13 protein-coding genes and 1 pseudogene are annotated in these 13,628 nt (G+C 44.7%); 10 read left to right on the forward strand and 4 right to left on the reverse strand.

Annotated elements, in window-relative coordinates:
* Nucleotides 1-219 (reverse strand): annotated as a pseudogene (locus tag IQ263_RS03110) (glycosyl transferase family 1); the annotation flags it as partial.
* A 75-nt stretch (nucleotides 220-294) separates the two neighbouring features.
* Here IQ263_RS03110 and IQ263_RS03115 point away from each other — a divergent pair.
* A complete protein-coding gene (locus IQ263_RS03115) occupies nucleotides 295-765 on the forward strand; it encodes a tetratricopeptide repeat protein (RefSeq protein ID WP_194013113.1) in 471 nt (156 codons plus the stop codon).
* Between the two features lie 310 nt (nucleotides 766-1,075).
* Nucleotides 1,076-2,023 carry a glycosyltransferase family 2 protein gene (locus IQ263_RS03120; protein ID WP_194066134.1) on the forward strand — a complete coding sequence of 316 codons (948 nt, stop codon included), beginning with the start codon at nucleotides 1,076-1,078 and terminating at the stop codon, nucleotides 2,021-2,023.
* A gap of 13 nt (nucleotides 2,024-2,036) precedes the next feature.
* Here the strand turns inward: IQ263_RS03120 and IQ263_RS03125 are convergent, their stop codons facing one another.
* Complete coding sequence (locus IQ263_RS03125; RefSeq protein ID WP_228049764.1) at nucleotides 2,037-2,324, reverse strand: antibiotic biosynthesis monooxygenase; 288 nt, start codon at nucleotides 2,322-2,324, stop codon at nucleotides 2,037-2,039.
* 97 nt (nucleotides 2,325-2,421) lie between these two features.
* On the opposite strand from IQ263_RS03125, the gene IQ263_RS03130 reads away from it, so the two are divergent.
* Nucleotides 2,422-3,120, forward strand: coding sequence for a diacylglycerol/polyprenol kinase family protein (locus IQ263_RS03130; protein WP_194066135.1), 699 nt, complete (start codon nucleotides 2,422-2,424; stop codon nucleotides 3,118-3,120).
* 148 nt (nucleotides 3,121-3,268) lie between these two features.
* Here the strand turns inward: IQ263_RS03130 and IQ263_RS03135 are convergent, their stop codons facing one another.
* Nucleotides 3,269-3,418 carry an isochorismate synthase gene (locus IQ263_RS03135; protein ID WP_194066136.1) on the reverse strand — a complete coding sequence of 50 codons (150 nt, stop codon included), beginning with the start codon at nucleotides 3,416-3,418 and terminating at the stop codon, nucleotides 3,269-3,271.
* A gap of 502 nt (nucleotides 3,419-3,920) precedes the next feature.
* Between IQ263_RS03135 and IQ263_RS03140 the strand changes: the two genes are divergently transcribed.
* The 7 genes from IQ263_RS03140 to crn3 all read left to right on the forward strand — a co-directional run bounded on the left by IQ263_RS03140 (nucleotide 3,921) and on the right by crn3 (nucleotide 10,629).
* Entirely contained in the window at nucleotides 3,921-5,324 is a 1,404-nt protein-coding gene (locus IQ263_RS03140; protein WP_194066137.1) for a nicotinate phosphoribosyltransferase, read from the forward strand.
* Nucleotides 5,325-5,477: 153 nt separating this feature from the next.
* Complete coding sequence (locus tag IQ263_RS03145; protein WP_194066138.1) at nucleotides 5,478-6,077, forward strand: nicotinate-nucleotide adenylyltransferase; 600 nt, start codon at nucleotides 5,478-5,480, stop codon at nucleotides 6,075-6,077.
* Nucleotides 6,038-6,787 carry an NUDIX hydrolase gene (locus IQ263_RS03150; protein WP_194013067.1) on the forward strand — a complete coding sequence of 250 codons (750 nt, stop codon included), beginning with the start codon at nucleotides 6,038-6,040 and terminating at the stop codon, nucleotides 6,785-6,787. The genes IQ263_RS03145 and IQ263_RS03150 overlap by 40 nt, the downstream gene beginning before the upstream one ends.
* 404 nt (nucleotides 6,788-7,191) lie before the next feature.
* The gene (locus tag IQ263_RS03155; RefSeq protein WP_194066139.1) at nucleotides 7,192-7,485 is read left to right on the forward strand and encodes an isochorismate lyase; all 294 of its coding nucleotides are present in this window, start codon (nucleotides 7,192-7,194) and stop codon (nucleotides 7,483-7,485) included.
* Between the two features lie 88 nt (nucleotides 7,486-7,573).
* Complete coding sequence (locus tag IQ263_RS03160; RefSeq protein ID WP_194066140.1) at nucleotides 7,574-9,307, forward strand: NAD+ synthase; 1,734 nt, start codon at nucleotides 7,574-7,576, stop codon at nucleotides 9,305-9,307.
* Between the two features lie 19 nt (nucleotides 9,308-9,326).
* Entirely contained in the window at nucleotides 9,327-10,256 is a 930-nt protein-coding gene (locus tag IQ263_RS03165) for a DUF192 domain-containing protein (RefSeq protein ID WP_194066141.1), read from the forward strand.
* Between the two features lie 43 nt (nucleotides 10,257-10,299).
* Nucleotides 10,300-10,629, forward strand: a complete 330-nt coding sequence (gene crn3, locus IQ263_RS03170; protein WP_194012148.1) for a CRISPR-associated ring nuclease Crn3/Csx3 — start codon at nucleotides 10,300-10,302, stop codon at nucleotides 10,627-10,629.
* Nucleotides 10,630-10,918: 289 nt separating this feature from the next.
* Here crn3 and IQ263_RS03175 read toward each other — a convergent pair whose 3' ends face one another.
* A complete protein-coding gene (locus IQ263_RS03175; RefSeq protein ID WP_194066211.1) occupies nucleotides 10,919-13,318 on the reverse strand; it encodes an ATP-binding protein in 2,400 nt (799 codons plus the stop codon).
* Between the last annotated feature and the right edge of the window lie 310 nt (nucleotides 13,319-13,628).

The following is a 13,628-nucleotide window of genomic DNA, read 5'->3' on the forward strand; positions in this document are numbered from 1 at the left end:
GGGTTGGGGGGGTATCTGCGGGTGGGGAAAAACTGCCAATTCTGTCACTTGCCCTCGCAATGCGTCGATTTGTGCGTCGGTGACATCGGGCGATCGCACAGTGCCGAGAATTACATCATGCCGCCGGCTCAAGTATTGTAATAAATTAAAAGTCCTTACCTGAGTTCCTCCGCGGCTTGGCGGGTAGGGAAAAGTCGAGGAAAGCATCAAAATTTGCATGGGATATTGGATAAATCAAATTGCCGCTGTCGCGATAAGATTGACGGATAAAACTTTTTTAACAATCTTCTCACTATGGACGAATTATCTATCAAAGCGCTGCTCCAAGACTTAAAAAATTCCGAAGAAAGCGTGCGCGATCGGGCGACTACAGAACTCTGGCGGACTTGGTTTAACCAGAAGGGTGATTATGGGATGCAAATTCTCAGGCGATCGCAAGTTTCGCTAAGTGCCGGCGATGTTCGCCACGCTTTGGATTTGCTGACGAAACTGATTGCTCAATCGCCGGATTTTGCTGAAGCTTGGAATCGGCGCGCCGTACTTCACTATACCCAAGGAAATTATAAAAAGTCGATTCATGATTGCGAAATTGTCCTCAAATTGAACCCGGTACATTTTGGGGCGCTGCACGGTCTTGGTTTGTGCTACGCTGCCCTGGGAGAATACACGAGTGCTATTGGAGCTTTTCGCCGCGCTTTGGAAATTCAACCCTTTGCTTTGGTGAATCAAAAGTTAATTCTTGAATGTACGGCTCGTTTGAGTTAAAAAAGGAAGAAGTCATTAGTCATTAGTCATTAGTCATTAGTCATTAGTCATTAGTCATTAGTCATTAGTCATTAGTCATTAGTCATTAGTCATTAGTCATTAGTCATTAGTCATTAGTCATTAGTCATTAGTCATTAGTCATTGGGCGGAGCGAAGCGGAGGGATTGGGCGGAGCGAAGCGGAGGGATTGGGCGGAGCGAAGCGGAGGGATTGGGCATCAGGAAGAAAGAAGACTTTAATTTGGGGCAGTCTAAAGTTTAAAATTTCAGATCTAAAATCTAAAATCTAAAATCTAAAATGGTTTTTGTTTGTGCCGAAAATTAGCGTTTGCATTCCTACTTGCAATCGAGTGCATTTGCTGGCTAGTGCGATCGCCAGCGTGTTAGATCAAACTTATACAGATTTTGAATTAATTGTCTGCGATGACGGCTCGACTGACAGCACTCCGCTGTTAATGTCAGAATTTGTAGGGCCAGGAATTCGCTACATTCGTCACCCGCAGAATATCGGTAAAAGTAATAATATGCGATCGGGCTTTGCGGCGGCAAGGGGCGAATATTTTATCAAATTTGACGATGACGATCGCCTGAGAGCGCAATTTCTAGAGCGGACATCTGCTATTTTAGATAAAGACCCCAGCATTGATTTTGTCAGTACCGATCACTGGGCGATCGACATTCACAACAATATTGACGAAGCCGAGACTAAACTGAATTCGCAGCGGTGGGGGCGCACCGATTTGTCGGCTGGAATTATTGAAGATTTGCTCTCGACAGTTTTTCTGAGACAGAGTTTGCAAATAGGGGCGACTTTGTTTCGCCGCCCCGCGCTGCAAGAAGTAGGATTTCTGCGGCCGAATTTGCAAAATTGCGAAGATAACGATTTGTTTGTGAGACTTGCAATTGCGAACAAAAAATGCTATTACTTGCCAGAGTTATTGATGGAGTATCGATTTCATGCAGAACAACAAGGAGTCGATCGGGCAATTCCGTATTTAAGCGATAAATTGCGCTATTTGACCGGCTACGAATTTGAGTCAGAGCAGCTCGAAACAGTCAGGCTCAAAAGGCTCGCGGGAACTCAATTAGCGCTTGGTTTGCGGCTGATTGAGGTGGGTGAAACTGCAAAAGGGCGACAAATGGTGCGAGCTGGAAAGTCAGTTTCTGAGGCGAAAATGTGGGCGGGTTTGGGATTATCGCTGCTACCCGTGGAGTGGCGGGGGAGGGCGTTTGAGTTTGTGCGGGAGTTGATAAAATAACCATCAATCAGAGTTATAAGACTCCTGACTCTAATAGCTCTAAATATACAAACTCAGGAGCTTTAACTCCCGCTTCTTCTCTAATTTTCACCAGTCTCGGAGACTCAAAAAATGCCCTGGCATCTGCTATTGATGTCCAGCCACTGAAATGAACAATTTTGTTGGGTTCATTTTCATACTTTAAAACTTGATACGATCGCTCGCCAGCTTCTTTTCGCAGGTTCTCAGAATTGTGAAATACTTTTTGCCAAGCTTGATAATTTTCTACTTCATGAATAATTAATACATACTCCACAGTCATAAAATCTATTTTCCTATTGATTTTGTTATGCTGTAAATTATAATAGACGACTGTAAAGTAGTAAACCGTGTCCGATCGAAGTTATTCCTAAATTATCGTGTCTATATTTTCTGAAATTCCCACTGTGTGGTTGCAAATTTCCCTCGTGGGAGCCTGGTTGGGTGTGATTTTATTGGTAGCTGAGGGGTTAAACCGCTTTACTGCTGTCGGTGCAGAGGTATCGCGGAAGGTGGTTCACATCGGTACTGGGAACGTGATTTTGCTGGCTTGGTGGCTGCAAATACCGGGCTGGGTGGGAATTTCGGCGGGGGTTTTAGCAGGTGCGATCGCCCTAATTTCCTACCAACTGCCGATTTTGCCCAGTCTTAACAGTATCAACCGCAAGAGTTTCGGGACTTTTTTCTATGCTGTGAGTATTAGCGTTCTCGTCGCTTGGTTTTGGCCGCTGCAACATCAGGAATACGCTGCTTTGGGCATTTTAGTCATGACTTGGGGCGACGGATTGGCTGCTGTCATCGGCCAGAAATACGGCAAACATATTTATCGAGTTTGGGGAATCCAGAAAAGTTGGGAAGGTTCTGCAACTATGTATTTAGTGAGTTTTGCTGTTAGCAGTTTGATTTTGCTAACTGCAGGCGGCAATATTTGGCAAACTTTGGTTGTGTCCGCTATTGTGGCTTTGGTTGCTGCTACTTTGGAGTCGGTTTCTAAGTTGGGAATTGACAATTTGACTGTGCCGATCGGCAGTGCGGCGATCGCCTTTTTCCTGAATCAGTTTTGGGTAATTGGTAATTGATAGGTTGGGTAGAACGAAGTGAAACCCAACCTACAATTAGTATTAACAGTCAACAGTCAACAGTTAACAATTAACTGTTGACTGTTGACTGTTGACTGTTAAACAGAATGCCTTTCCCTGCATCGCTAGAAACTCCCCGATCGGCTGCTCATTTTTCCCATTTAGAACCTTTGGGTGGCGTACCTTCAAAAGGCTGAACGCCAGTGTTGGGATAATCGTCATCGCTGCGTCTAAATATCCGCGAGGCTGCTTCCGAAACGTAACGCATTGCGTTTACAACAGATTTATAAAGATTCATAAAATCCGCCTCTCTTGTGTGGCTTGGGATACTTTTAGATTACTCTTATTTTTTGCATTTGGATCGCTTTAGCAATATTTGTTCTAATTACTTATTAGTCTGCAACTATCGAAGCAAGCTGAAGATGATGAAACTAGCTATTTTGGATTAAATGAGGAACGGCTAAACAAACATAATTTCCATACCCCCACAGCACTTTTAGCAGCCTGGGATCTAACACTCACCCAGAACGCGGGCGGGGCCTTCAACCCGGTTTCTGCGTCAATATCTCTCGATTAGATGCAGGATTTTTCTCAGAAGCCGGGTTTTTTGGGTTAGTCCTAACTGAGTTATTTTTATTAATTCTACCATAATACTCCGCGCCCCCTACACATAAACAAGCATTTTAGCGTCCAAAAACCGAAATGTTTATACTGCGCCATGCCAGGTTTATCAAAAATTTACAAAAATATATGGTGTTAGTCACTATAATTAAATAAAGAAGCTTGTCCGGGGTTTGACCATGAAAACTGCCACTGAGAGCCTGTACCTCAAAAATTTTGAGGAAATCCAAGAAGACCAAGAATTGACTGTTTCCTCAGCAGATTACAGCCTGTTGACCGATCTCTACCAGCTAACGATGACGGCTTGTTACGTCGGGGAAGCGATCGACGATCGCCCTGCGAGTTTTGAATTATTCGCCCGCCGGCTACCAGAGAATTTTGGCTACGCGATCGCGATGGGTTTGGCTCAAGTTATCGACTATCTGGAGAAATTTCGGTTTTCCCAGTCGCAAATTCAAGCTTTGCACTCCACCGGAATTTTTGCTGGCGCACCGGAGCGATTTTGGACTCTACTTGCCACAGCCCGCTTTACTGGCGATGTTTGGGCGGTTGCGGAGGGGACGGCGGTGTTTGCTAACGAGCCTCTGCTGCGAATTGAGGCTCCTCTGTGGCAAGCTCAGTTGGTAGAAACTTATTTGTTGAATGCGATCAATTATCAAACTTTAATCGCGACGCGGGCTGCGCGGCTGCGGGATGTGGCGGGCCCGGATGCTAAGTTGCTGGAATTCGGGACGCGCAGGGCTTTTGGGCCGCAAGCTGCTGTGTGGGCGGCGAGGGCGGCTCTGGCTGCTGGGTTCGACGGCACTTCTAATGTTTTGGCTGCTTTGAAGTTGGGCCGCAAACCTGTCGGTACTATGGCTCACGCTTTGGTGATGGCTGTGGCGACTCTCGAAGGCAGCGAGAATCAGGCGTTTGCAGCTTTTCACCGCTGTTTTCCCGGTGCACCGCTATTAATCGATACTTACGATACTGTGGCGGCGGCGCGGATGTTGGCCGATCGAGTCAACAGCGGTGAAATGCAGTTGGAAGGCGTGCGGCTGGATTCGGGTGATTTGGTGGCGCTTTCTCGGGAAGTGCGATCGATCCTTCCGGGCGTTCCAATTTTTGCTAGCGGCGATTTGGACGATCGAGAAATTGCTAAATTAAAAAGTGCGGGCGCTTGCATTGACGGTTACGGTTTGGGAACCAAGTTGGTGAGCGGTTCGCCTGTGAACGGTGTTTATAAGTTAGTGGAAATTGACGGAATTCCGGTGATGAAAGAGGCAAGCGGCAAGGTAACATATCCAGGAAGAAAGCAAATTTTTAGACATATTGAAAATGGGCAAATTCTCGGAGATTGTTTGGGATTGTCCGGCGAAACTATTAACAATTGCGATTATTATGTACCATTAATGGAGTTGGTTGTCAAGGATGGGAAACGAGTGCAGAACCAGGAAAGTTTGGAGGAGATCGCCAAACGAACTGCTGCTTCTGTCGCCAGTCTTCGAGCCGAAACTCGGCAAATTGACAACCCGATTTCGCCGACGGTGGAAATTTCTACAGATTTGCAGAGTCTCACTCAAAAAACGAAAAAGATTCAGTAGTCAGTAGTCATTAGTCATTAGTCATTAGTCATTAGTCAGTAGTCAACATTTAACAGTCAACATTTAACAGTCAACAGTCAACAGTCAACAGTCAACACTCAACACTCAACAATTCCCCATTCCCAATTACCAATTACCAATTACCGATTCCCTATGCAGAAGATTGCTCTTTTTGGAACCAGTGCCGATCCGCCTACAGCGGGACACAAAACTATCCTAAATTGGCTTTCCCAGCATTTTGATTGGGTAGCAGTTTGGGCGTCGGACAATCCTTTTAAGTCGCACCAAACTTCTCTAGAACACCGATCGGCAATGCTGCTGTTAATTATTCAAGAAATTAATTCGCCCAGACACAATCTTTGTCTGCATCCAGAACTCAGCAGTTCGAGAACGCTAGAAACTGTGGAACAAGCAAAATTGCAGTGGCCGGATGCAGAGTTGACTCTGGTAATAGGTTCGGATTTGGTGGGACAATTGTCTCGCTGGTACAAATTTGAAGAATTGTTAAAACAAGTGGAGTTGCTGATCGTACCGCGCCCGGGTTATCCGTCAGAACAATTAGATTTGTGGCAGTTGAGGCGGATGGGTGCAGAGGTGGCGATCGCATCTTTGAATGCTCCCAATGTTTCTTCTACCTCCTATCGCGAAACAGGAGACACCGAAGCCCTAACTCCGACCATTGAAGATTACATCAATCGGGAGCATTTGTACGCATGGCACGAGGCACAAAAAAGAGAGAAAGTTGCTCATTAGCTGACTTTAAAGTAGGAGTAGATAATGTGATTTTCTCCGTCGATACCGTGCAGAACCGCTTGTTGGTGCTGTTGGTAATGCGGCAAGACGAACCCTTTATCGACTGTTGGAGTCTTCCCGGTACTTTGGTGCGACACGGAGAGTCTCTCGAACAAGCAGCTTACCGAATTTTGTCTGAAAAAATCCGGGTCAAAAATTTGTATTTAGAGCAACTGTATACTTTTGGAGAAGCGGGGCGCGATCCTCGAGAATTTACCAGGGGCGATCGCTATCTTTCGGTGAGTTATTTTGCTTTGGTTCGGTTTGAAGAAGCTGAATTAATTGCTGGAAGTGTAGTTGCCGGTGTCAGCCACCGCGTCGGCGGAATTGCTTGGTATCCCGTCCAACAAGTTCCTAAGCTAGCTTTCGATCACAATCAAATTCTCGAATACGGATACCGGCGACTGCGTAACAAACTTGAATACAGTCCCGTAGCTTTTGAAGTTTTGCCGGAGCTTTTTACCTTGAGCGATTTGTATCAACTCTATACTACTATTTTAGGAGAAAATTTTTCGGATTATTCTAATTTTAGAGCTAGATTGTTGAAATTGGGTTTTTTGTGCGACACCAAAGTTAAAGTTTCGCGGGGGGCCGGCCGCCCTGCTAGTTTGTACCGCTTTGATGCGGCAGCTTTTGCTCCTTTCAAAAATAAGCCACTGGTGTTTATCTAAATGTTTCTTGGATGACAAAGCCCAAAAACGACAGCCCCCGACTTATAGCCTTTTTCAAAAAGGTGAGAAGTATTTCTATGGTGTGTCCCTATCCAAAATTATGCCGTTCGTAGTGCGGGCGACCGTCCGCACTACGAACCTTTACGAACCTTGCTGATTGCGGTCAATCGAACGGACAGGATATTACTTATCGGGAAGAATAAACGAGCCTAAAAATTGTTTTGTTCCACGATTTTTGAAAAATGACATGAAGTAGTGGAAAGCCCAATTTTCACTTCTTGTTCAATGTCCCAGATTCATCTATGGAATCAATCTAAAATTCTTTAATCTAAAATCTAAAATAGACTGACATTCGGGGATCGATTTAGTAAGATAAGAATAGAAGCTATTAAGGAGTGACGGTGATGAAAGACCCTGATGAATGCGCCAATATTCACGAAGTGCGGGAGGAAATCGATATCATCGATAGAGAAGTGATCGACGCTTTGAGCAAGAGATTTAAATACGTCATCGCAGCAGCAAGGTTCAAAACGAGTGAAGCTAACGTTAGAGCCGCCGATCGCTTTCATGATATGTTACAGCAGCGACGCGAGTGGGCTAAAGAATCGGGTTTGAACCCTGATGTGGTAGAAAATATTTACCGCGATTTGGTAAATTATTATATTGAAGAAGAGTTGAAACATTACAAGTCTGAGTAATGCTTCCCTAAATTCACATCTAGAACTATTAGGAAATTGAGTCCGCGCCGGCGGACTGTTAGCAATATTTATGAGGTGAATTGGTAATATGAAAATTGCGATCGCACAACTCAACCCTACTATTGGTGATATCTTGGGCAACTCCAATCTAATTCTGGAGTGTGCGAAAAAAGCCAGGGTGGAAGGTGCAAATTTATTGCTAACACCGGAACTTTCTCTGATTGGTTATCCGCCGCGCGATTTATTGATCGAACCGAGTTTTATTGCAGCCGCGGCCGCACAGTTGCAGCAACTGGCGCGGAATTTGCCGCCGGATTTGACGGTTGTAGTCGGTACTGTCGTACCTAATGCTCATGCTGTTCAATTAGGCGGAAAAGCATTGTTTAACAGCGCTGTTTTGTTGCAAGATGGTGCTATTAAACAAGTTTTTCATAAACGCTTGTTGCCTACTTATGATGTATTTGATGAAGATAGATATTTTGAACCGGGAGAAAGTAGCAATTACTTTACTGTTGGCGAGTTGAAAATTGGCGTGACAATTTGTGAAGATTTGTGGAACGATCGGGAGTTTTGGGGTCAACGCAGTTACGCGGGCGATCCGATTGCTGATTTGGCAAAAATGGAGGTGGATTTGGTGGTGAATTTGTCGGCATCGCCATATTCTGTCGGGAAGCGGAAAGTGCGATCGGCGATGTTGCAGCATAGTGTCATTCGCTGGGGAATACCGATTGTTTACGCTAATCAGGTAGGGGGAAATGATGATATTATTTTTGATGGCAGCAGTTTGGCGGTGAATCGAAAGGGTGATTTGATTCAGGTGTTGAATTCTTTTGAAACGGATTTTGCCGTGCTGGAATATGACGAAAAAAAACAAGATTTAATTAGCGGCGAAAAGGGGCAAAATTCCGGTTTTGCAACTGATTTAAGTTTCGATCCGCCCTTGGGAGATGCAGAAATTTGGGCTGCTTTGGTTTTGGGAGTGCGAGATTATGTTCGCAAGTGCGGTTTTTCTAAGGTTGTACTCGGTTTGAGCGGCGGGATAGATTCGGCTTTGGTGGCGGCGATCGCCAGTTGCGCGATCGGGCCGGAAAATGTGCTGGGGGTGTTGATGCCTTCTCCTTACAGTTCGGATCATTCGGTTAATGATGCTTTGGAATTAGCCCGAAATCTGGGTATGGCGATCGAACTGTTGCCGATCGGCGATTTGATGAAATCCTACGATCGCACTCTCGCCGATTTGTTTGTCAATACAACTTTCGGGATTGCTGAGGAAAATATTCAATCCCGGATTCGAGGCAATCTGTTGATGGCAATTTCTAATAAGTTCGGACATTTGCTGCTTTCCACTGGTAATAAATCAGAAATGTCGGTTGGTTACTGCACTCTCTACGGCGATATGAATGGCGGATTGGCGGTGATTTCTGACGTACTCAAAAGTCAAGTTTATTCGCTTTGTCGGTGGCTGAATGCTGGCGGATATGCAGGGAAAGTGCCTCCGTCTCCTTCCCCTAGCAAGGAGATAATTCCGGTTAATATTATTAGTAAAGCTCCTAGTGCTGAACTGAAACCGGGACAAGTTGACCAAGATTCTTTGCCGGATTATGATATTTTGGATGATATCTTGCAGCGATCGATCGAATATCACCAATCTGTCCCAGAAATTGTGGCGGCGGGACACGATGCAGCGGTGGTTAAATTTGTAGTAAAATTAGTCAGGCAATCGGAGTTTAAACGGCGACAAGCAGCCCCTGGTTTGAAAATTAGCGATCGAGCTTTTGGTACCGGTTGGCGAATGCCGATCGCCAAAGCTTCCTTTTATTAAAGCCATCATTAAAAACTAAATGGTTAACATCGGCGGTACTTTCGGCTTCGATTTTCTCCTAGGAACCCCCAGCAGCGATACGATTAGAGGATTTGCAGGTAATGATACGATTCAAGGTTTGGCGGGAAATGACCTGATTTTTGGCGATCGCGACAATGACTTACTCGCGGGAAATGAAGGTGCTGATACCCTGTTTGGAGGCCTCTCAAACGATACAATCTATGGAGGACAAGATTCGGATTGGATTAATGGCGATCGGGGTAGCGATTTGCTAATCGGCGGCGAAGGTAAGGATATCTTGACAGGAGGCGCGGGCGATGATTTATTTGTGATTGACACAACTTCCGCCGCACCTACTATTAATGAAGCTGATGTAATTACAGATTTTGGCAGCGGCAATGATAAAATTGTCTTGACCGATCACATAAAGTTTAGCGATTTGAACATTTTTGTTTCTGACAACCAAACTGTCATGCAAAATAAAAATTCTGGCAACTATTTAGGAGTTGTTTTGGGAAAACCTAACCTGACAGAAACCAACTTTATATCGCTGTTTGGCGGGATGGATATGGGTCAACTTTTGCCAATTTCTGTGAATACTATTGTGGGCGATCGCCCCCTGGGACTAGAAGTGGCGAAAACTCCCGAAGAACAAGCAATTGGCTTAATGTTTCGCACAGAATTGCCCGAAGACAGGGGAATGCTTTTCCCGATCGCCCCCGCGCGAAACGTGCGTTTCTGGATGAAAAACGTGTCAGTCGAACTCGATATGGTTTTTCTGCGCGAAGGCGTAGTGCAAGCGATAATTCCCAACGTACCGCCGTGTTTGAGCGACACCTGCCCCAACTACGGCCCGGATGTCCCCGTGGACGGAGTTATTGAACTCAAAGGCGGAAGGGCGGCTCAATTGGGATTGAAAGTGGGCGATCTGATTCCCAATTTACCCTAAAAAGCATATTATTTTACAACAGCATTCAACATTTGTGTATCCCATGAATCCTATTGAATTAAAAATCATCCCCAATCAAACTCAAGACGGTTTAGCTTACCAACATTTGCGCTTGCGAATTGCCACTCAAGATGGTATTATCACACCCGATGATTTACAAGGTTTGAAAATTCCCGAAGGCGTTCAATTCAGCCAAGGAATTGTCATTGAAGGTAGAGGAGCTATTTGGCTGTACGGGTATTTAGTGCACGAATGCCATCCTGCAGCTTGGGTTGGATGTTACGATCCGCGATTGGAAGGTGCGGTGGTGGTAGCAACTCACAAGCACGAAGTATCAGTCGGACAGGTATTGAAATTGAGTTTGCCAAATTAATAAATTAGATAATGTTGGGTAAATTACCTGTAGTATTTATAGGGGCGGGTTTTACCAACAATCTTTCAATCACATCCACAATATTTATCAACCCGCCCCCTCTCCCCCACCTCATGTTAATTATTTGTAATAACTCACATCTTGCACCATTCTCCATAAGCTCTTAAAAACCGGGTTTCTGAACGAGAGATATAGGTTGTGATGCTAAATTTGCGGTCAGAAACCCGGTTTTTGCCACAGGTGCAACATCTCAGTAATAGCCTACTTACTAAACTGCTGTAATTAAAATTTATCCTTTCACCGGCAAAACGATCGCAAATTCAGTCCCAATTCCGTGTTCCGCGCTCACCTCAATGCTGCCACCATGTTTTTCTACCGCAATCTGATGGGCAATGGTCAACCCTAATCCAGTGCCTTTTCCGACACATTTCGTCGTAAACAAATGGTCGAATATATACTTTTTGATTTCCTCTTGCATCCCGGTGCCGTTATCAGCAATTTTAATTTGAATCTGCCCTTCCCCCAGTACCTCAGTGCAAATAGTGATGCGGTTGGGATTAATGGCAATTTCGTTAAAACTGCGTCCTAAGTTTGACTCTTCTAAGGCATCAATCGCATTGGCCAGCAGGTTCATAAAAACTTGATTTAATTGACCTGGAAAACATTGAATTTTAGGGAGATTGCCGTATTTAGTTATTACTTCGATCTGCGGGCGGCATTCGTTGGCTTTGAGGCGGTGTTTCAAAATTAAAATAGCGCTATTAATGCCATCATGAATATTAAAAGGAACTTTGTAGTCTTTGTCTCCTCGGGAAAAGGTGCGGAGGCTGGTACTGATGCTAGAAATGCGATCGCACCCGACTTGCATTGAATCAATCATCTTCGGTAAATCTTCCAAAAGATAATCGAGGTCTACCTCTTCGGCATGATTAGCCTTCTCCGATTTTGGTGCATCGGAGCGATACAATTCTAAATGTTCTATAACATCTGCCAAGCTTCTTTTAGCTTCGCTTAAATTGCCAGAAATAAATCCAATTGGATTGTTGATTTCGTGGGCGACTCCGGCGACTAAATTGCCCAAAGCCGACATTTTCTCGCTTTGTACTATTTGCAGTTGCGCTTGCTGCAAATCTTTTAAAGTTTGTTCTAGTTGTTGATTTTGCTTTTGCAAAAGTTCATCTGCTTGCTTGCGATCCGTGGCATCAACACCCAAACCAATAATCCCAACCGTCTCGCCTTGGGAATTTTTTAACTGCACTTTCGTGACTTCTATATAGTGTTGTTTGCCGTCAACTAATGTGAGAGTTTCGCTGGAGTAATGCGGCGAATCTTGGGCAAGACACGCGGCATCTGAAACCAAACAGTTTGCTGCATTTTCCCCCAGTATATCTTTGTAATGCTCGGCAGCTAAAAAAGCGCTTAGAGGCGCGCCCACATCCTTGCAAAAGGTATTGTTGAAAAAATGTACTTTACCCTTTGGATTCACCATCCAAATCCAAATTGGAGCGACATCAAGTATCGCTTGCAACATTTGTTTCTGCTCGGCAAGCTGATTTTCTGTGCGGCTAAATTTTGTTAGCAATCGCTCTAATTGTTGACCGTAATCTTGAGATTTTTTATGAAGTATAGCGTTTGATAAACTGATTGCTGCTTGGGAACACAGGAGATTGAGAAATTGCAAGCGATCGCGCGTAAAAACTCCTGCAGTTAACCGATTTTCTAGATACAAGATGCCGACTAAGTTGTCTCGATCGAGAATCGGCCAACATAACAGGCTCTGCGGTTGGTATTTCTGGATGTAGGAGTCGGAATCGCGATCGCAATTTTCAGCAATGTTCCGCACAATCACAGGTTTCAACAAGTTTTTAACGCAGTCAACAATTTTCAGGGGCAGGATATCGCTGTTTTTATCGAGTGCTGCTGATGGTAAGCCGATCGCCCTTTCGACGCCCAAACTGTCGATCGCCCTTGCTGCAGCCACTTCCCATTTACTGCCGTTTGGTAACAGCAGCGCTACTTTGTCAGCTTCTATATTTGCGATCGCCAGTTGCATCAGTTTGGCAATCAGTCGATCGAGTTCAATTTCACTAGAAAGCGCTTGACAAGCTTTTAGCAGAGTTGAAAAAACTCCGAAATCCGACAGTTGACGCGACACAGATGAATGAATAAATGGATGCACCGAGTGATGTTGATTAGGAGGTATGACGGCAGTTGCTAATGGATTTGCAGCGACTGTTGCTGGCGGCAAAATCGGCGATAACAATTGAGGATAGCGTTTTTTTAAGTCTTCAATTTTGACTGCATCTCCGCAGCGAGCATAGCAATCGCAGGCATCTATCATGTAGACTAGGGCAATTTTTTCTCTACCGTGGGAGAGGTAAAATTTAGCAGCGAGTTCGCAGGCGAGAGCTTCTTCATTAACATATTCGTTAGCTTTAGCTCCAGTAATAGCTCGATCGTACAATTCCATTGCTTCTGCTTTCTGCCCCAAAAGGCCCCGCAATTCTGCCTCAACCAGATCGAACTTGTGCTGGTAATCGATCGGGGTAAGATGCGCGGATTCTTTGAGTTTTTTCTGACTCGTCTCAACGCGCTTCAGGATTTGTTGGCGCTCCGTCGGTGCGGCATCTGTATAGGTTGCCAAATGTGCCAGCGCATCGTAAAAGTCGTGCATCATTGTTACTAGCATCACAACAAAATTTTCCAAATAAAGTTTGTCTGCATCCCCCTATCGATCTGCTTCGGATTGCGGCGACAATATATCGCGCATCTTTCGCATTTTTTAAACCGATTTTATACCGCTCTATCTGGCAGACAACAGTCAAAATTGATTCAAATATTGGGAGGTTTCATATATTAGTAAATAACTCTGATATTTTCTGGTTCGTCGAGAATTTCTGTTCGCTTAAGGACTATTTTGATCGATGCAATTAACAACTGCGATGCAACTCAGTTTTGCATTTATAGTCCGAACACCTCAAGAATTCGCGTATTTTACA

The sequence above is a fragment of the Tychonema sp. LEGE 06208 genome (genome assembly GCF_015207505.1).
In the GTDB taxonomy this organism is placed as follows: Bacteria; Cyanobacteriota; Cyanobacteriia; order Cyanobacteriales; family Microcoleaceae; genus Microcoleus.